14 protein-coding genes are annotated in these 19,351 nt (G+C 73.3%); 7 read left to right on the top strand and 7 right to left on the bottom strand.

The window, feature by feature from the left end; all coding sequences use genetic code 11:
- The first annotated feature begins 7 nt into the window (after nt 1-7).
- The 6 genes from ACGGAQ_RS11915 (at nt 8) to ACGGAQ_RS11940 (ending at nt 7,429) form a co-directional block, all read left to right on the top strand.
- Nucleotides 8-3,385, top strand: a complete 3,378-nt coding sequence (locus ACGGAQ_RS11915; RefSeq protein ID WP_393047507.1) for an error-prone DNA polymerase — start codon at nt 8-10, stop codon at nt 3,383-3,385.
- Between the two features lie 97 nt (nt 3,386-3,482).
- Nucleotides 3,483-3,659 (top strand): hypothetical protein, encoded by a 177-nt coding sequence (locus ACGGAQ_RS11920; protein WP_393047884.1) that lies wholly within the window; start codon nt 3,483-3,485, stop codon nt 3,657-3,659.
- Complete coding sequence (locus ACGGAQ_RS11925) at nt 3,656-4,426, top strand: methyltransferase domain-containing protein (protein ID WP_393047886.1); 771 nt, start codon at nt 3,656-3,658, stop codon at nt 4,424-4,426. The genes ACGGAQ_RS11920 and ACGGAQ_RS11925 overlap by 4 nt, the downstream gene beginning before the upstream one ends.
- Complete coding sequence (locus tag ACGGAQ_RS11930) at nt 4,423-5,595, top strand: alkaline phosphatase family protein (protein ID WP_393047509.1); 1,173 nt, start codon at nt 4,423-4,425, stop codon at nt 5,593-5,595. The genes ACGGAQ_RS11925 and ACGGAQ_RS11930 overlap by 4 nt, the downstream gene beginning before the upstream one ends.
- 62 nt (nt 5,596-5,657) lie before the next feature.
- Nucleotides 5,658-6,917 (top strand): DNA polymerase IV, encoded by a 1,260-nt coding sequence (locus ACGGAQ_RS11935; RefSeq protein ID WP_393047512.1) that lies wholly within the window; start codon nt 5,658-5,660, stop codon nt 6,915-6,917.
- 116 nt (nt 6,918-7,033) lie between these two features.
- Nucleotides 7,034-7,429 (top strand): DUF3040 domain-containing protein, encoded by a 396-nt coding sequence (locus ACGGAQ_RS11940; RefSeq protein WP_234590673.1) that lies wholly within the window; start codon nt 7,034-7,036, stop codon nt 7,427-7,429.
- A gap of 308 nt (nt 7,430-7,737) precedes the next feature.
- Here the strand turns inward: ACGGAQ_RS11940 and ACGGAQ_RS11945 are convergent, their stop codons facing one another.
- From ACGGAQ_RS11945 to ACGGAQ_RS11955, 3 genes are read right to left on the bottom strand one after another with little or no spacing between them, the layout of a single operon-like run.
- Nucleotides 7,738-10,212: a transglutaminaseTgpA domain-containing protein gene (locus ACGGAQ_RS11945; protein ID WP_393047514.1), complete on the bottom strand. Its 2,475-nt coding sequence runs from the start codon at nt 10,210-10,212 to the stop codon at nt 7,738-7,740.
- Nucleotides 10,213-10,228: 16 nt separating this feature from the next.
- On the bottom strand, nt 10,229-11,527 hold the full coding sequence (locus tag ACGGAQ_RS11950) for a DUF58 domain-containing protein (protein WP_393047517.1): 1,299 nt from the start codon (nt 11,525-11,527) through the stop codon (nt 10,229-10,231).
- Between the two features lies 1 nt (nt 11,528).
- On the bottom strand, nt 11,529-12,581 hold the full coding sequence (locus tag ACGGAQ_RS11955) for a MoxR family ATPase (protein WP_234590654.1): 1,053 nt from the start codon (nt 12,579-12,581) through the stop codon (nt 11,529-11,531).
- A gap of 402 nt (nt 12,582-12,983) precedes the next feature.
- Between ACGGAQ_RS11955 and leuS the strand changes: the two genes are divergently transcribed.
- Nucleotides 12,984-15,824: a leucine--tRNA ligase gene (leuS, locus tag ACGGAQ_RS11960; RefSeq protein WP_393047521.1), complete on the top strand. Its 2,841-nt coding sequence runs from the start codon at nt 12,984-12,986 to the stop codon at nt 15,822-15,824.
- Between the two features lie 72 nt (nt 15,825-15,896).
- Here the strand turns inward: leuS and ACGGAQ_RS11965 are convergent, their stop codons facing one another.
- Genes ACGGAQ_RS11965 through ACGGAQ_RS11980 form a run of 4 tightly spaced genes read right to left on the bottom strand, consistent with a single transcriptional unit; the run spans nt 15,897 to nt 19,336 of the window.
- Entirely contained in the window at nt 15,897-16,697 is an 801-nt protein-coding gene (locus ACGGAQ_RS11965) for an aminoglycoside phosphotransferase family protein (protein WP_393047524.1), read from the bottom strand.
- Nucleotides 16,698-16,699: 2 nt separating this feature from the next.
- A complete protein-coding gene (locus ACGGAQ_RS11970; protein WP_393047527.1) occupies nt 16,700-17,383 on the bottom strand; it encodes a TVP38/TMEM64 family protein in 684 nt (227 codons plus the stop codon).
- Complete coding sequence (locus ACGGAQ_RS11975) at nt 17,380-18,099, bottom strand: glutamine amidotransferase (RefSeq protein WP_357499092.1); 720 nt, start codon at nt 18,097-18,099, stop codon at nt 17,380-17,382. The genes ACGGAQ_RS11970 and ACGGAQ_RS11975 overlap by 4 nt, the downstream gene beginning before the upstream one ends.
- Nucleotides 18,089-19,336, bottom strand: a complete 1,248-nt coding sequence (locus tag ACGGAQ_RS11980; RefSeq protein ID WP_393047888.1) for a MurT ligase domain-containing protein — start codon at nt 19,334-19,336, stop codon at nt 18,089-18,091. The genes ACGGAQ_RS11975 and ACGGAQ_RS11980 overlap by 11 nt, the downstream gene beginning before the upstream one ends.
- Nucleotides 19,337-19,351: the final 15 nt, after the last annotated feature.

The raw sequence follows: 19,351 nt of genomic DNA on the forward strand, positions 1-19,351 counted from the left end.
CGGCCGGATGAGCTTTCACAACCCGAAGATGCCCTGGTCGGAGCTGGAGCGGGTGCTCTCCGGCCGGGCCAGCGGCGGCTCCGGCGGCGGGCGATCGCGCGAGGAGCGGCACCTGCACGTGGTGGACCCGCTCGCCGTGGACGCCGACGGTGGGGACTCCCCGGCCTGGAGTCGCCGGCGCGAGCAGTACCAGCCGCCGGAGCTGCCCCGCCCCGACGGCGTGGTGCCCTACGCGGAGCTGCACGCGCACACCAACTTCAGCTTCCTCGACGGCGCAAGCCATCCCGAGGAGCTGGCCGAGGAGGCGGCCCGGTTGGGGCTCACCGCGCTCGCCGTCACCGACCACGACGGCTTCTACGGGGTGGTCCGTTTCGCCGAGGCGGCCCGCACGCTGGGCCTGCCGACCATCTTCGGCGCGGAGCTGTCCCTCGGGCTGCCCGGCCCGCAGAACGGCGAACCCGACCCGCACGGCGCGCACCTGCTGGTGCTCGCGCACGGCCACGAGGGGTACGCCCGGCTGGCCACCACCATCGCCCGTGCCCAACTGCGCGGCGGGGAGAAGGGCCGCCCGATCTACGGGGACCTGGAGGAGGTCGCCGCCGAGCTGCGCGACCACGTGCTGGTGCTGACCGGCTGCCGCAAGGGGCACGTGCCGGGCGCGCTGCTCACCGAGGGGGTGGACGCGGCGGCCCGCGAACTGGACCGGCTGACCGCGCTCTTCGGCGCGGAGACGGTGGCGGTGGAGCTGACCGACCACGGGCATCCCGTCGACGCCGACCGCAACGACGCGCTCGCCGAGCTGGCCGCCGCGGCCGGGCTGCCGACGGTGGCCAGCAACAACGTGCACTACGCCAGCCCCGGCCGGCGTCGGCTGGCCACCACGGTCGCCGCCGTCCGGGCCCGACGCAGCCTCGACGAGATTGACGGCTGGCTGCCCGCGGCGGCCACCGCCCACCTGCGCAGCGGCGCGGAGATGGCGGCCCGGTTCGCCGCGTACCCGGGCGCGGTGGCGCGGGCCGCCGAGTTCGGCGCCGAGCTGGCCTTCGACCTGCAACTGGTCGCGCCGCAACTGCCGGCGTACCCGGTGCCGCCGGGGCACACCGAGATGAGCTGGCTGCGCAAGCTGACCGCCGACGGGGCCCGGGAGCGCTACGGGCCGCCGCAGGCCCACCCGACGGCGTACGCGCAGCTCGACCACGAGCTGAACATGATCGAGGAGCTCGGCTTCCCCGGCTACTTCCTGGTGGTCTACGACATCGTCTCGTTCTGCCGCGAGCAGGACATCTACTGCCAAGGGCGGGGCTCGGCGGCCAACTCGGCGGTCTGCTACGCGCTGCGGATCACCAACGTGGACGCGGTCCGGCACCGGCTGCTCTTCGAGCGGTTCCTCGCCCCGGAGCGGGACGGTCCGCCGGACATCGACGTGGACATCGAGTCCGACCGTCGGGAGGAGGTGATCCAGCACGTCTACACCCGCTACGGCCGGGAGCACGCCGCCCAGGTCGCCAACGTCATCTCCTACCGGCCCCGGTCGGCGGTACGGGACGTGGCCAAGGCGTTCGGCTTCTCACCCGGTCAGCAGGACGCCTGGAGTAAGCAGATCGACAGGTGGGGCTCGGTCGCCACGGTCGACGTCGAGGGCATCCCCGAGCAGGTGGTGGAGTACGCCAACGAGCTGCAGACGTTCCCCCGGCACCTGGGCATCCACTCCGGCGGCATGGTGATCTGCGACCGTCCGGTGATCGAGGTCTGCCCGGTGGAGTGGGGGCGGATGCCCGGTCGCAGCGTCCTGCAGTGGGACAAGGACGACTGTGCCGCCGTCGGCCTGGTGAAGTTCGACCTGCTCGGCCTCGGCATGCTCTCCGCGCTGCACTACGGCTACGACATGATCGGGTCCCGGCTCGACCTCGGCGACATGACGCTGGACGACCCGGAGGTCTACGACATGCTCTGCCGGGCCGACTCGGTCGGGGTGTTCCAGGTGGAGAGTCGCGCCCAGATGGCCACCCTGCCCCGACTCAAGCCCCGCGAGTTCTACGACCTGGTGGTCGAGGTGGCGCTGATCCGGCCCGGCCCGATCCAGGGCGGCTCGGTGCACCCGTTCATCCGGCGCAAGAACGGTCAGGAGCCGGTGACCTTCGCCCACCCGTTGATGCGCAACGCGCTGGAGAAGACCCTGGGTGTGCCGCTGTTCCAGGAGCAGTTGATGCAGCTCGCCATCGACCTGGCCGGTTTCGACGCCGCCGAGGCCGACCAGCTGCGCCGGGCGATGGGCGCCAAACGCTCGGTCGAGCGGATGACCCGGATCGCCGACCGGCTCTACGCCGGGATGGCCGAGCGGGGCATCACCGGTGAGCTGGCCGACGACGTCTACCGCAAGCTCACCGCGTTCGCCAGCTACGGCTTCCCGGAGAGCCACGCGATGAGCTTCGCCTACCTGGTGTACGCCAGCTCCTGGCTCAAGCGCTACCACCCGGCGCCGTTCCTGGCGGCGCTGCTCAACGCCCAGCCGATGGGCTTCTACTCCCCGCAGACCCTGGTCGACGACGCCCGCCGGCACGGGGTGGAGGTCCGCCGCCCGGACATCAACGCCAGTGGGGCGCTGGCGGTGCTGGAGTCCACCCCGGACACCCGGTGGGGCAGCGGGCCGGGGGAGCCGCCGCACGCCTGGGGGCTGGGCGGCCCGGCCGTCCGGCTGGGGCTGTCCAGCGTACGTACCCTCGGCGCCGAGGTGGCCGAGCGGATCGAGGCCGAGCGGGCGGCCGGCGGGGCGTACCGCGACATGCCGGATCTGGCCCGGCGGGTCGGTCTCACCGCCGCGCAGCTGGAGGCGCTGGCCACCGCGGACGCCTTCGCCTGTTTCGGGCTGACCCGGCGGGAGGCGCTCTGGGCGGCCGGCGCGGCGGCCCAGGACCGCCCGGGCCGGCTGCCCGGCACGGTGACCGGCGCGGCGGCGCCCACGCTGCCCGGCATGGAGGCGGTGGATCGGCTGGTCGCCGACGTGTGGGCCACCGGGTTGTCGCCGGAGAGCCACCCGGCCCGGTTCATCCGGGGGCAGCTCGACGTGCTCGGCGCGGTACCGATCGCCCGGCTCGGTCGGGTGGAGCCGGGTCAGCGGATCCGGGTCGGCGGCATCGTCACCCACCGGCAGCGCCCGGCGACCGCCGGCGGGGTGACCTTCCTCAACCTGGAGGACGAGACCGGGATGCTGAATGTCACCTGCTCACCGGGGCTGTGGCAGCGCTACCGGCGGGTGGCCCGCACCAGCGCCGCGCTTGTGGTCCGGGGGCGGCTGCAACGGCACGAGGGAGTGACCAACCTGGTCGCCGACCGGCTGGACGCGATCGAGCCGCCGGTCAGCCCCGCGTCCCGTGACTTCCGCTGATCCAGTGATCCACATTACGGTTTTCGGCGTCGCCGGGCGGGAGACTCGTCCTGAGCGGGCAGAGCGGCCCGTGATCCGTGAGGGGGAATGACAAGTGATGGGGAACCACACGTACACCGGCGGCGGAATCGCCAATTCCCGGAGGACCCGGCTGGGCTCCGGCTGGATGCCGTCGCACCTCACCGACCCCCGCGAGTACGAGGTGACCAACGGTCCGGTGGCCAACGAGCGCCGGTCCCGGGCCGAGGACGCGGTCGAGGGCACCGAGTCCTGACCACTAGGCTCGACCGGGTGGAGCAGACCCGAGGCCGGTTCGCCGGGCCGCCGCTGACCCCCCGTACCGCAGTGATCTGGTCGGTGCTCCGCGCCGAGCTGGACCGGCGCGGCGACGCCGAGCTGACGGTTCTGGACGTGGGCGGCGGCACCGGCGGGTTCGCCGTCCCGCTGGCCCGCGCCGGGCACCGGGTCACCGTCGTCGACGCGAGCCCGGACGCCCTCGCGGCGCTCACCCGTCGGGCCGCCGAGGCCGGGGTCGCCGACCGGATCGCGGCCGTGCAGGGCGACGGCGACGCCCTGGCCGGGCTGGTCGAGCCGGCCAGCGTCGACCTGGTGCTCTGCCACGCCGTCCTGGAGGTCGTCGACGACCCCACGCCGGTGGTCGCCGCGCTGGCCAGCGCGTTGCGCCCCGCCGGCGCGGCGAGCGTCCTGGTCGCGGGGCGGGCCGCCGCCGTGCTGGGCCGCGCCATGAACGGCCATCTGGAGGTCGCGGCGGCGCTGGCCGCCGACCCGGCCGGCACCGCCGGGCCGCGCGACACACTGCGCCGCCGCTACGACGCCCTCGGCGCCGCCGCGCTGCTCACCGCCGCCGGGCTGGCGGTCGAGGAGATCCACGGGGTACGCGTACTGGCCGACCTGCTGCCAGCCGCGGTCGCCGACGGGCAGTCCGCGGCCCTGGTCGAGCTGGAACTGGCGCTGGCCGCGCAGTCCCCGTACCGGGACCTGGCCGCCCAGCTGCACCTGTTCGCCCGCCGGCCGGCATGACCGTCGCGCCGGGTGGTGGGCTGCCGCCGCTGGCCGTCCTCGGCCCGGCGCACAGCGGGGACCGGCTCGCCGACGTGCTGCCCAGCGCGCTCGCCGTGCTGGGCGTTCCCGGGTCGACCGACCCGCTCGGGCTGGCCCCCGCCCTGGCCGGGGTACGCCGGATCGCCGTGCTGCTGATCGACGGGCTCGGCTGGTACCAGGTGCCGACCGCGGCGCCGCACGCGCCGACCCTCGCCGGGCTGGCCGCGACGGTGGGTCGACCGCTCATCGCCGGTTTCCCGTCCACCACCCCGACGAGCCTGGTGACGCTGGGCACCGGCGTCGCGGCCGGAGCGCACGGGGTGCTCGGCTTCACCGTGCGGGTGCCCGGCACCGACCGGGTGCTCACCCACACCGACTGGGCCGCCGACCCGTCGCCGCTGCGCTGGCAGCCGGTGCCCACGCAGCTCCAACGGGCCCGCGCGGCCGGGGTGGCGGTGAGCGTGGTGAGCCGGCCGGAGTTCGGCGGTAGCGGGTTGACAGTGGCCGCCAACCGGGGCGGCGACTTCCGGGGCGCCGCCGGTGCCGACGAGGTGGCTGCCACCATGCTGGCCGCGCTGTCCGTCGGTCCGGGGCCGACCCTGGTCTCCGGCTACCACGCCGACCTGGACCGGCACGGGCACCTCAGCGGAGTCGACTCCGTGCCCTGGCGGGTCGCCGCCACCGAGGTGGACAACCTGCTCGCCCGGCTGGTCGACGGGCTGCCACCGGACGCGGCGCTGCTGGTGACCGCCGACCACGGGCAGCTCGACGTGCCCCTGACGCACCGTTTCGACCTGGACACCGACCCACGGCTGCGCGACGGGGTCCGGGTGGTCGCCGGCGAGGCCCGGGTGCGTTACCTGCACGTCGAGCCGGGCGCGGTCGACGACGTGGCGGCCGCCTGGTCGGGGGTGCTCGGCGACGCGGCGCGGGTGCGTACCCGGGCGGAGGTGGTGGCCACCGGCTGGTTCGGGCCGGTGCCGGAGGAGCACCTGGAACGGATCGGCGACGTGGTGGTGACCTGCAACGACACGTACGCCGTCATGGCCAGCCGAACCGAGCGGCCGATGGCGTCGAAGCTGGTCGCGTACCACGGGGCGGACACCGCCGCCGAGCTGACCGTGCCGCTGCTGGTCGTGCGGGGCTGAGCGGCGTGCGGTCCGGCCGGTCGGCCGGTGGTGCTGTCGTACCCCCGGGTTAACCTGCCGGGATGGGTCGCAGCCAGTCGTTGCCCCGGGGCGACGATCCGCGCTTCGGGCCGGACGCCGATGACTCCGCCAGCCCGATCCTGCACGTCGACATGGACGCCTTCTTCGCCGCCGTCGAGGTGCGCCGCCGGCCCGAGCTGCGCGGCCGGCCGGTCGTCGTCGGCGGGGTGGGGCCGCGCGGCGTGGTCAGCTCGGCCAGCTACGAGGCCCGCCGGTACGGGGTCCGCAGCGCGATGCCGACCAGCCAGGCCCGCGCCCGCTGCCCCCACGCGGTCTACCTGCCTCCGGACTTCACCGCGTACACGGCCGCGTCCCGGGCGGTCATGCAGATCTTCCGGGACGTCACCCCGCTGGTCGAGCCGCTCTCCCTCGACGAGGCGTTCCTCGACGTGACCGGGGCCCGCAGACTGTTCGGCTCCCCGGCGACCATCGCCCGGCTGATCCGGCGTCGGGTCGTCGACGAGCAGGGGCTGACCTGCTCGGTCGGGGTGGCGCCGAGCAAGTTCGTGGCCAAGCTGGGCTCCACCCGGGCCAAACCCGACGGCCTGTTGGTCGTGCCTCCGGGGCAGGTCCTCGACTTCCTGCACCCGCTACCGGTGGACGCGCTGTGGGGCGTGGGGGAGCGGGCCGCCGAGACACTGCGCCGGCTCGGCCTGGCCACCGTCGGCGACCTCGCCGCGGCACCGCTGGGCATGCTCCGCCGGGCGGTGGGCGCGGCGTCCGCGGCGCACCTGCACGAGCTGGCCGCAGGGCGTGACCCGCGGCGGGTCACCCCCGAGCACGTCGACAAGTCGATCGGCGCCGAGGTGACCTTCGACGCCGACGTGGCCGACCCGGTGGAGATCCGCCGGGCCCTGCTGGCGCTCAGCGCGAAGGTCGGCGTCCGGTTGCGCGGTTCCGGCCAGGTCGGGCGCACGGTCACCCTCAAGGTGCGGCTGGCCGACTTTCGCACCGTCAACCGCTCCCGCACCCTCGGCGTGCCCACCGACACGGCCCGCGAGATGTTCGACACGGTCTGGGCGCTCTACACCGCACTGGACCCGGGCGAGCGGATCCGGCTCGTCGGTGTCCGGGTGGAAGGGCTCGCCCTGGCGCAGGGCGCTCCCCGGCAGCTCACCCTCGGCGCGCCCGAGCGCGGTTGGCGGGAGGCGGAAGCTGCCGCGGACGCCGCTGCTGCCCGATTCGGGCGGTCCGTCATAGGTCCGGCCAGTCTGATGGGCGACCGTGACGCCCATCGAAAGGAAAATCCGCCCCACCCGTAGGTCGTCCCGCTTTCCGACGCGCGACCCCCCTCGTAGACTTGCGGGTAAGCAGCCGGTTGGCTGCCACGGTCTGTCGGCCCGAGTGGGCCCGACCAACGTGACCGGGGAGGAGTGCCGTGCCGCTCTCGGAGCACGAGCAGCGGCTGTTCGAGCAGATCGAGCGGTCGCTTGCCGAGGACCCCAAATTCGCCTCGGCCGTGCGCGCCAGCGATCCGCGCTTCCACGCGCGGCGTCGCCTGCTCGTCGCTGCCGGCGTGATCATCGCTGGCTTGGCTCTACTGGTCTATGGCGCGGTGATCAAGACTCCACCGCTGGCGGTGGCGGGCTTTGTCGTCATGCTGGCGTCGGCCGCGTTCGCGGTGCAGTCGCACCGGCGGGCGCAGTCACCTGACCTGCACGTGGTGGGTGGCACGACGAGTCGTCGTCCCCGCGGTGGCCGGTCCGGTCGCCGCCGGTCGATCCTGGACCGGATGGAAGACAGGTGGCGGCAGCGCCCGGAGGGGCACCGCTGAGCCCGTCCCGCCGCTGAGGCGGGCCGTACACCGCGACGAGCGGGTCGCCGGGAACGCCCCGGCGACCACTGTCGTATCCGTGCGCCCCGCCACCCTCTCCGACTGCCCGCCGCTTCCCGCGCGCGCCCGCCGCTTCCCGCGCATGCACGCCGCTCTCCGCGCGCGTCTTCGGTGGGCGCGAAGATCCAGGCCAGGTCGCCGATGTGGCGTTTCCAGAGGCTCGGATCCGCCCACATCGCCGACCCGGAGTCGAACAAACATTCGGGGCGACGGCCGCCGGCCGTCGCCCCGAACGTGACAGACGTCGGTCAGCGGGCCGCTCGCTCGGCCAGCATCCGCCGCGGATTCCAGCGCAGCAGCCGGTAGCGGATCCGCCCGGTCAGCGCCACCAGGCGGCCGGAAGCGTCCGCCAGGGCGATCCGCCACCGCAACAGCACCGAGGGCGGCAGCACGGTGGCGACCAGTCGGGTCCGTCGATCCGCCCGGGTGGCGAGCGCGCCGCGGACGGCGCGCAGCGCCGGCGGCAGCGGTTCGCCGGTCAGCGGGTCCCGCGCGTACCGGGCCCGCTCCTCCGCCCGGCCGAGCAGCCGTGCCGCTCCGACCGCCGCCGTGTCGTCGGCGAGGGCATCGCGGACCAGCCGGTCCGCGGTCGCCCGGGGCGTCTCGGTCTGGTCCACCCGGACCTTGAAGTCGACCATCGTGTCCAGCAGCTCCGCCCAGGCGGCGTGCGCGTCCGCGCGAGCGCGAGTGGCGTCCGCCTCGACCACCATCACCGGCTTGCCGTCGGCCGACGGGGTGTCGTCCGGCGTCGCGGTGGCCACCGTGGCGTCCGCCCGGCCGCCCCGCCGCCGACGCAGCGCCAGGCGACGAAGCGCCGGCACCGCCAGCAGCGCCAACAGGGCCAGCACGCCCGCCGTCCACCATGGCCAGACCGGCGGCTGCTCGGCCGGCTTCTCACCGCCGAGGGAGAGCCCGGAGTCGGTGTCGCGGTCGGCGTTGTCCGGGCCGGCCGGCCCGGCCGACGAGTCCGGGCCGGTCGGGCTGTCCGTGGCGCCCGTCTCCGGGCTGGACGGCTCAGGCGCGTCAGTGTCCGGAGCCCAGGGCGACCGGGTGGAGCCGGGCACGCCGTACGCCGGGGTGGCGTCGAACGGCACCCAGCCGATCCCGTCGAAGTAGACCTCCGTCCAGGCGTGCAGGTTGAGGTTCGTCAGCGTGTACGTGTCGCCGTCGCGCTTGCTGCCGTTGGTGAACCCGAACGCGACCCGGGCCGGGATGCCTGCCGACCGGACCAGCCAGGCCATGGCGGCGGCGTACTGCTGGCAGTAGCCGACCTTGTTGGTGAGGAAGTTGACGATGTCCTGGCCGCTGCTGCCGCTCTCGGTGCTGAGCTGGTACCTGAAGCCGTTGTCCGCCGAGAAGTGCTGGTAGATCGCAAGCACCCGGTCGTAGTCGGTGCGCTTGCCCTGGGTCAACCCCTTGACCAGCTCCTCTACCTCGGGCACCGGCACGGGAGTGGCGGTCAGCTGGCGGCGGACCGGATGGTCGGCGGGCAGCGGCCGAGCGGCCCGCAGCGCCGCAGGCGTGTACGTCGAGCGGACGTAGTCGAAGGAGTACTTGCGACCCCGGGAGTTCTCCCGGTTGGAGAAGACGACCTGCTGGTTGGGGTCGTACAACCAGTTGCCGTTGAGGTCCTCGGTGCGCACCGGCTCGGCGTACACCGGCATGAGGGACATGCTGAGGCTCTTGGTGACCTCGACGGTCGCCTGGTAGCGGACCTGCTGCACCCCTTGGCCGGCCCGTTCGGTCGGGTCCGGCAGATCCCGGTTGGCCGGCCTGCCACTCGGGTTGCGGGCCTGGAAACCACTCGGGCGCAGCTCGTCGGCCACCGCGTAGCGCAGGTAGAACGGGTTCGGCTCGGAGGTGGTCACCTTGACCAGGTCGGCCACCTCGGACTGGTTGAGCTGCCCGGCGAGCGACGCGAACAGGTCGATCCGGCCGGACGAGCCGCCCGCGCCCCGGCCGGTGCCGCTGCCGTTGCCCGTGCCGCCGGAGAGCGTGTCGAGCAGCCCGGCGGTCATGCCGGGCACCGCCAGTGGCAGCGCCACGGCCACCACCACGCCGGCCACGGCGAGCCGACGGCCGGCGGAGGCCAGCGGCGACGCCTCCCACACGTCGACGTCACGACCGTCGCCGGTGAACCGCCGGCCGAACCGACGCACCCGGTCGACGTTGTCGGTGACCAGCAGCCACAGGTAACCGGCCGCGCCCACCACGAACGGCGCCGGGGGGACGCTGTCCACGTAGACGGCGACCGGCACCGAGTAGATCGCGAGCATCGGCAGCCCGGCCAGCGCGGGCCGGCGCAGCCCCACCGCCAGCACGTCCACGAGCACGGCCACCCCGCCGACGCCGAGCACGGTGATGAACAGCAGCGGGTCGGTGTCCGGAACCTCGACGCCGTACGAGCGCATGTCCTGCATCGAGCCGGCGAGCAGATCGCCGAAATGCTCGATCGTGGCCGGCGTGGGCAGGAAGGTCAGCAGCTCGCTGCCGCTGGGGAACAGCCAGGTCAGCGCGAGCAACAGGGCGGCCAGCATGCCGAGCACCTGACCCCAGAGCGGTGCGCGGACGAGCCGCGTCAGCGCGGCGACCCCGGCCACCACGGCTACCGCGATCGCGCACTGGATGAGCCACGTCCAGGTCTGGAAGATGGCCGACAGCGGCGCGGCGGCGAGCAGCGTCGCGGCGGCCGCCACCGCGCCGGTATTCCGGCTGGCGATCATGAGGGGAACCTTCCGTTCATCGCACGCCGCCGGCGACCGTCTCGGCCAGCGCGGCGCGCAGGGCGAAGCCCTGAGATCCTCGGCCGGCCTGCGGCCACAGCGCGGGCAGTCGGCTGCCGTGGTCGACGCCGACCACCCGCCAGCCACTGCGCACCATGGCCAGCACCGCGGCGCCGTGCGCGTGCTCGGCCTCGGCGCGGGCCTTCTCCGGGAGGCTCAGCCAGGTGGAGCTGTCCAACAGGAAACCGGCGCACGTCGCGCCGTTGCCCCGCAGCCCGGCCAGCAACTCGGCCTCGGCGACGCTGACCATGCCGAACAGCCCGATGATCAGACCACCATCGGCGCGCTGCCGAACCCGCTGCACCAGCCCGGTCACGTCGGCCCGCTGGTCCAGACGGACCTCGGCCAGGTGGTCGAGCAGCACACCGTCGCCGCCGCCCTCCGAGGCGTCGACGTCGACCCCCGAGCCGGTGACCAGGCGCAGCTTGTAGCCGGCCTGCCGCAGGTGCACGGCGATGCTGGCGGCGGCGGAGACCGCCCACTCGAAACTCGCCGTCGGGCCGTCGCCCCGGTGGCCGTACGCGCGGGTGTCCAGGACGACAGTGGCCCGACTCTCCCAGGGCTGCTCCTCCCGGCGCACCATCAGCTCGCCGGTGCGGGCCGTGGACTTCCAGTGCACCCGGCGCAGGTCGTCGCCCCGGCGGTACTCCCGCGTCGCCGCGTCGTCCTCGCCGTGCACCGCCACCGACCGCGCCCGGCTGTCGCCGCTGCCCGCGTACTCCCCGGGGAGCCGGATCGACGGCAGGGGCGTGACCTGCGGGATGACCGTCAGGTGGTCGGTGCTGGGAAACGCCCGGGTGAGCTCGCAGAGACCGAACGGGTCGGTCATCCGAACCACCAGCGGGCCCACGTCGTAACGGCCCCGCACGTCGGCACGGACCGTGTACGCCACGGAGCTGGCCTGGTGCGCGCCGAGCCGCTCCAGCACGACCCGTGGCCGGCTGCCCAGCGCGTAGGGCAGCCGGTCCTCCAGCAACAGGGTGCCGGTGGGCAGCCGGGAGAGGTTCTGCAGGCGCAGCACCACCCGCGAGTTGGCCCCGACCGGGACCCGGTGCGGGTCCAGCGACCGGTTGCAGGCCAGCTTGTAACGGCTGCGACCCACGTAGGCGGCGGCCAGCAGCGGCAGGATGGCCAGCAGCACGGCCACCCGGAGCAGGTCCTTCTCGCCCAGGATGACGGCCGAGATCGCCGCCGCGACCGCCGCCGCGAGGAACGAGCGCCCGCGGGTGGTCAACCCGCGCAGCCCGGCACGCACGTCACGGCCTCCGCGGCTCGTAGGGCGCGCGACCGTTGCCGGTGGCGGGCCGGGTGTCGTAGGGGCTGCGTTGCCTGTCGTGTGGCAACGGCAGTCGGTGCACCAGCTCGGAGACGATCGCGTCGGTGGTGCGCCGGGCGAGCTGCGCGTCGGCCGTCGGGATGATCCGGTGCGCGAGCACCGGCACCGCCAGGGCCTGCAGGTCGTCGGGGAGGACGTAGTCGCGGCCCTCCAGCGCGGCGACCGCCCGGGCCGTGCGCAGCAGTTGCAGGGTCGCCCGGGGGGACGCGCCGAGGCGCAGGTCGGGGGCCTCGCGGGTGGCGGTGACCAGGTCGATGGCGTACTGCTTGACGGCGTCCGCGACGTGCACCTGCCGGACGGTGGCGATGAGCTGCCGGACGATGTCCGCGTCGGAGACCGGCCGCAGCTCGTTCAGCGGGTCGGTGCCGCCGTGCCCGTCCAGCATCGCCAGTTCGGCGCCGGCGTCGGGGTAACCCATGGCGATCCGGGCGGTGAACCGGTCGCGCTGCGCCTCGGGCAGCGGGTACGTCCCCTCCATCTCGATCGGGTTCTGGGTGGCGATGACCATGAACGGAGTCTGTAGCTGATAGGTCACGCCGTCGACGGTGACCTGCCGTTCCTCCATGCACTCCAGCAACGCCGACTGAGTCTTCGGCGACGCCCGGTTGATCTCGTCGCCGACGACCAGGTTGGCGAAGACGGCCCCCGGACGGAACTCGAAGTCGTGGGTCTCCTGGTTGTAGACGCTGACGCCGGTGACATCGCTGGGCAGCAGGTCGGGGGTGAACTGGATCCGGCGCACCGTGCAGTCGATGGACCGCGCCAGGGCCTTGGCCAGCTTGGTCTTGCCGACCCCGGGTACGTCTTCGATGAGGAGGTGACCCTCGGCGAGCAGAACGGCCAGGGCCAGCCGCACGGTGGCGGTCTTACCCTCGATGACCTGCTCGATGTTGGCCACGATGGCCTCGCTGGCGGCGCGGAACTCGTCGTGCGGCAACAGGCCGCCCACCTCGTCCCAGGTCTGTTGTGTCACGGGCCTCCTCCTCGTCGCCGTCACGGCAGCTCTGTAGAGAGCACCTGGACCCGCCGTTGGGTTCGCGACGTCGAGCCTCGTTTGCCGCAGGATTCTCACTGGCCTCTCAGGCTAACCATGTTTGTCGTTATCGCCGACCCCCGCAGGTAGTCCGCCGCTTACGCACGGATATTCGCCGAGTTGGGGGATCGGCCCGACCGCGGCCGGCGGTTCCTCCGGTCCCGTCGGCGACGGGGTACACTGCCGGACATGGCCGGAGTCTTCCTGCTTCTTACCGGGCCGTGCTGATGCGCTGAACGCGCGACAGCACGGCGGCCCCTCCTGCGCGAGGGGCTTTTTTGTGCCCGCCGCCGGTCCGGCCCGGCGGTGCCGAGACGAAGCGAAGCGAAGCGAGGAGAAACGATGAGTGAGGCAGCCGCACCGGCGGGCGACATCCCCCCGTTCCGGTACACCGCGGCCCTGGCTGACGAGATCGAGACCCGTTGGCAGGACACCTGGGCGCGCGAGGGCACCTTCCACGCACCGAACCCGACCGGTCCGCTGGCCGACCCGGGCCACCCCCGGGCCGGGGCGGAGAAGCTGTACGTGCTGGACATGTTCCCGTACCCGTCCGGCGCCGGCCTGCACGTCGGCCACCCGCTGGGCTACATCGGCACCGACTGCTTCGCCCGCTACCAGCGGATGGCCGGGCGCAACGTGCTGCACGCGATGGGGTTCGACGCGTTCGGCCTGCCCGCCGAGCAGTACGCCGTGCAGACCGGCACCCACCCCCGGACCACCACTGTCGCGAACATCGAGCGGTACAAGTCGCAGCTGCGCCGCCTGGGGCTGGCGCACGACGAGCGCCGGTCGGTGGCGACCATCGACACCGACTTCTACCGCTGGACGCAGTGGATCTTCCTGCAGATCTTCAACTCCTGGTACGACCGCGACGCCGGCAGGGCCCGGCCGATCGCCGAGCTGATCGCCGAGTTCGAGGGCGGCAACCGCTCCACCCCGGACGGCCGGTCCTGGGCCGAGCTGAGCGTCGCCGAGCGCCGCCAGGTCGTCGACGACCACCGGCTGGCGTACGTCTCGCAGGCCCCGGTGAACTGGTGCCCCGGGCTGGGCACCGTGCTGGCCAACGAGGAGGTCACCGCCGACGGGCGCTCCGAGCGCGGCAACTTCCCGGTCTTCAAGCGCAACCTGAAGCAGTGGATGATGCGGATCACCGCGTACGGCGACCGGCTGCTGGACGACCTGGACAGCCTGGACTGGCCCGAGGCGATCAAGCACATGCAGCGCAACTGGATCGGTCGCTCCACCGGCGCGCACATCGACTTCCCGACCACCCGGGAGCCGATCCGGGTGTTCACGACCCGCCCGGACACCGTCTTCGGGGCCACCTACATGGTGCTGGCGCCCGAGCACGAGCTGGTCGACACGCTGGCGCCGGCCAGTTGGCCCGACGGCACGATCAACGCCTGGACCGGCGGGCACGCCAGCCCCTCCGAGGCCGTCGAGGCGTACCGCAAGGCGGCGGCCGCGAAGACCGACGTCGAGCGGCAGTCCGACAGCAAGGAGAAGACCGGCGTCTTCATCGGCGCGTACGCCACCAACCCGGTCACCGGCGGGCAGATCCCGATCTTCATCGCCGACTACGTGCTGGCCGGCTACGGCACCGGCGCGATCATGGCGGTGCCCGCGCAGGACGAGCGGGACTGGGCGTTCGCCGAGGTCTTCGAGCTGCCCATCGTGCGTACCGTGCAGCCGGCGGAGGGCTTCGACGGCAAGGCGTACACCGGGGACGGACCGGCCATCAACAGCGCCGCGCCCGAGCGCGGCCTGGACCTGAACGGCCTGGGGGTCGCCGACGCCAAGGCGGCGATCATCTCCTGGCTGGAGGCGAACGGGCACGGCACCGGCGCGGTGACCTACCGGCTGCGCGACTGGCTGTTCTCCCGCCAGCGCTACTGGGGTGAGCCGTTCCCGATCGTCTATGACGAGACCGGCGCGGCCATCGCCCTGCCGGAGGAGATGCTGCCCGTCGAGCTGCCCGAGGTGGACGACTTCTCCCCGAAGACGTTCGACCCGAACGACGCCGACTCCAACCCGGAGACCCCGCTGTCGCGGCGGCGGGACTGGGTCGAGGTCGAGCTGGACCTGGGTGACGGGCCGAAGCGCTACACCCGCGAGACCAACGTGATGCCGCAGTGGGCCGGCTCCTGCTGGTACGAGCTGCGCTACCTGGACCCGACCAACAGCGAGCGGTTCGTCGACGCGGAGAACGAGCGGTACTGGATGGGCCCGCGCGGCGAGGGCGACTGCGGAGGCACCGACCTGTACGTCGGCGGCGCCGAGCACGCCGTGCTGCACCTGCTGTACGCGCGGTTCTGGCACAAGGTGCTGTTCGACCTGGGGCACGTCTCGTCGTTCGAGCCGTTCCGCAAGCTGTTCAACCAGGGCATGATCCAGGCGTACGCGTACACCGACTCGCGCGGCAGCTACGTGCAGGCCGAGGAGGTCGTCGAACGCGACGGCGCCTACTACCTGGGCGACCTGACGGTCAACCGCGAGTACGGCAAGATGGGCAAGTCGCTGAAGAACGTGGTGACCCCCGACGACATGTGCGCCGCCTACGGCGCGGACACCTTCCGGGTGTACGAGATGTCGATGGGCCCGCTGGAGGTGTCCCGCCCCTGGGAGACCCGGGCGGTGGTCGGCTCGTACCGGTTCCTGCAGCGGGTCTGGCGGGCGATCGTCGACGAGCAGACCGGCGCGCTGCGGATCACCGAGGCCCCGGCCGACGAGGCGACCCGTCGGCTGCTGCACAAGGTGATCGACGGGGTCCGGGGCGACATGGACGGCATCCGGTTCAACACCGCGATCGCCAAGCTGATTGAGCTGACCAACGGGCTGACCCGACTGTCGGCCACGCCGCGGGAGGTGGCCGAGCCGCTGGTGCTGATGGTGGCGCCGTTCGCCCCGCACGTGGCCGAGGAGCTGTGGCGCAAGCTGGGCCACGACACCTCGCTGACGTACGCGGACTTCCCGACCGCCGACCCGGCGCTGCTGGTGGCCGAGACGCTGACCTATCCGGTGCAGATCAACGGCAAGGTCCGTGGCCGCATCGAGGTCCCCGCCGACGCCTCCGAGGAGACCGTCCGCGCGACCGCCCTGGACGCGGTGGCCGCCGCGCTGGCCGGCAAGGAACCCCGCAAGGTCATCGTGGTGAAGGGCCGTCTGGTCTCCGTGGTGGTGTAACTCCGGGCCCAGCCCCGCTCGCGTCGATCATGGAGTTGTGGTGGCCGGTTCATCCCCTGGCTAGGGGTTTGTTCACCACCACAACTCCATGATCGACCCTCGTACCACGGCGCTGTGGGTGTGCAGCCACTCGTGCCAGTGGGCTATCAGCGTGCTCGTGCCTGCTTCGCGGAGGCGGCGCATGGCGGGGTCGGTGCTGGTGTCGATGGTGCGCCAGGTGCTCTCGATCTGGTCGAGCATCAGGTCCACCAGCTCCGCTCGGGGCAGCAGCCCTGGGCCGGCCGCGTCGTAGGCGTCGCAGAGCACGCGACACCGCCGGCCCAGCTCGGCGGGATCGGCGCCCTCGCCCAGCGGGGCCCAGTGCCAGCCGGCGAACGCCACGTCCTCGATCCGGCGGCCCGGCCTGGCCAGGTCCCAGTCGATGAAGGCCACGGGCAGCGGCCCGGCGGGAGAGTCCCGGTACACGGTGTTCTTCGGCGACAGGTCGCGGTGACACACGGTCTCGGCGTCGCCGGCCAGGTCGGTGCCGGCGCATGCGTCGTGCAGCCGCCGGATCAGCTCGGCCAGCCGCATCAGCGCCGGGTCGGCGAAGAACCCCGGATCCTCCCGGTCCCGCCACGGCACCCGTCCGGCGACGTAGCTGAGCACCTGCCGGCCGCGGTCGTCGACGCCCAGGTGCCGGGGCGAAAGGTCCGCGCCCACCTCGGCCAGGTGGTGCAGCAGCGCACCGACGAAGTCCAGGTTGGCCGGCGGGGTACGTCGTACCGTGTCGCCGACGCGGACCACCTCGGCGACGAAGCCGCCGGTGAGCGTCTCCTCGGCGTCGCCGCCGCTGGTCAGCTCTTCGGCGCTGCCGCCGGTCGGGCGGGACATGGTCACACCGGCATCCGGCGGCGGCGTCGTTCGCCGCGCCACCACTGCTGGACGAGCACGACGCTGGCGATTAGGCCGAGGCTGGCCGGGGCGGCGGCGTACCAGTTGATGTGGCCGGGTGAGCTGACGGCCGCGCCGATCGCGGCGTAGCCGAAGGCGGTCGGCGCGGCGGCGATCACGCTGCCGGCCAGGAACGGAAGCATCCGGGCGCCGGTCGTGCCGTAGCCGTAGCTGACCAGGCCGAAGCCGGCGATCGGTAGCAGCCGGACGGTGACCACGCCGACCACGCTCTGCCGGGCGAACCACCCGTCGAGGCGGGCCAGTCGGCCCCGGACCCGCTCGGCGACGAACTCCCGGCCGAGCAGCCGGCCCACCGTGAACCCGATCGCCGCCGCCACCAGCGCGGCGCCCAGGGCGTACGCCGCGCCCTCCAGGGGGCCGAAGATCGCGCCCGCGGCGAGCGTGATGAAGGTACGGGGAACCAGCGCGACCAGCAGCAGCGCCCCACCGAGGATGGCCGCCACCGGAGCGAGGCGGCCCAACTGGTCGGCCAGTTCCGGCAGGTGCGCCGGATCCGGCCGGGGCACCAGGAGCAGCAGCAGCCCGCAGCCGCCGATCAGCAGCACGAGCAGGGCGAACCGGGCGGCCGACGGCTGCCGGAGCAGCCGCCGGACGGCTCGGATCATGCCCGGGCGGGGGCCACTGCGGCGCGGCGCTCGTTGCGCAGCCGGTCCGACCAGGTGTCGTCCAGTGGCGGCAGCTGGTGTGCGCCGGTGGCCCAGCGCAGCAGCAGGTCGGCCAGGGCCGGGTTGCGGGCCAGGGCCGGGCCGTGCGAGTAGGTGCCCAGCAACTTGCCACGCCACGCGCCCTCGGTGGCGCCGTCGTTGCCGATCCCGGTGGTGACCCGGGCCAGCGGGGCGACCTCCGGACCGAGATGGGTGCGACCGCCGTGGTTCTCGAAACCGGTCAGCGGGGGCAGGCCCAGTCGGGGGTCGATCTCACCGGCCAGCTCGCCGACGGCCCGGCTCTCGCCGCGGTCGGACTGCAGGTCCAGCAGCTCCAGCCCGCGACACTGCACACCCTTGGCGAAGAAGGAGGTGCCGAGCAGCTGGTAACCGGCGCAGACGCCGAACACCACCGACCCCTGGGCGACCGCCCGGTGCAGACCGCCGTCGGCGATCAGCCGCTGGGCGCCCAACGCCTGCGGGCCGTCCTCGCCGCCGCCGACCAGGTAGATGTCGGCGGTCGCGGGCAGCCGCTGGTCGGAGCGGACCTCCAGCACCTCGACCGGCATGCCGCGTTGGCGGGCCCGTCGGGCGAGGATCAGGGCGTTGCCCCGGTCGCCGTAGGTGGACAGCAGGTCGGGGTAGATCCAGACGATGCGCAGGCTCTCAGATGACACGGTCCAACTCCGCTCGGATGTCCTGGAACGCGGTGTAGTTCGCGATGACCTCCAGCCGCCCGGGCGGGACCGACCGGATCGCGTCGTCGAAGGTGCGCACGTGCTGGAACGGTACGTCGTTGACGTCGAGTCGGACCGCCAGGTCGTAGGCCCGGTCGCCGGTGATCAGCACCTGCCGCCCGCGCAGCGGGGCGAAGTCGACGTCGTAGAGCCAGGAGGTGTCCAGACCGTCGGGGTCGCGCGCGTTGATGGAGAGCAGGGTCGGCGCGTCGTCGGCCATGTCGAAGGCCTCCAGCCAGCTGGCCGGGTTCTTGGCCAGCAGCAGCCGGATGTTGCGCCCGTCCTTGTCGACCTGCGCGTAACGGCCGGCCACCGAGGTGACGATGCCGAGGCGGGACACCGCGTCGACCGGGCGTACGCCGAACTCGGCGGCCACGGCCAGCGCGGTCGCCGCGTTGCCGAGGTTGACCTTGCCAGGCAGCTGGAGGGAGACCTTGTGCCAGGCGCCGGTGGGGTCGAGCACGCCCTCGTCCTCGACGACCCAGTTCGGCTCCGGTCGGCGCAGCGGGCAGCCGGTGCACCACCACTGCTCGCCCGAGCGCTGGATGGTGGAGCCGCACTCCGGGCAGACCCAGGAGTCGTCGTGCCAGCGCTGGCCGGCACTGAACCAGGTCACGTGCGGCGGGTTGATGCCCCGGGCGGGGTCGCCCGGCGGGGTGGCGGCCCAGACCACCAGCGGGTCGTCGGCGTTGGCCACCACCCGTACGTCGGTGTGCCGGACCAGCGCCGCGCGCCAGAGCTGCGCCATCATGGCGACCTCCTTGGCCCGGTCCAGCTGGTCGCGGGAGAGGTTCAGCAGCGCGACCACGTGCGGCTCGGTCGACTCCAGCACCTGGGCGAGGTAGTGCTCGTCGACCTCCAGCACCGCGTACGGGGTGCTGCCGGCCTTGGCCAGCGCCGAGGTGTGCCCGCTGGGCATGTTGGCGCCGAAGGAGTTGGTGGCGACCCGGCCGAGCACGCCGACCGCGGCGGCGGTCAACCGGGTGGTGGTCGTCTTGCCGTTGGTGCCGGAGACGAGCGCGATGGCGCGTCCGGCCGACAGGTGCGCCAGCAGCTCCGGGTCGATCTTCAGCCCGATCCATCCGCCGATCACCGATCCGTCGCCACGGCCGGCGGCCCGGGAGAGCGCCGCGGCGGTCCGTGACACGGAGCTGGCCACCTTGGCCCGTAGGGGCATTTTCGCGTCCGTCAC

The organism is Micromonospora sp. NPDC047557, assembly GCF_043205095.1.
GTDB lineage: Bacteria > Actinomycetota > Actinomycetes > Mycobacteriales > Micromonosporaceae > Micromonospora.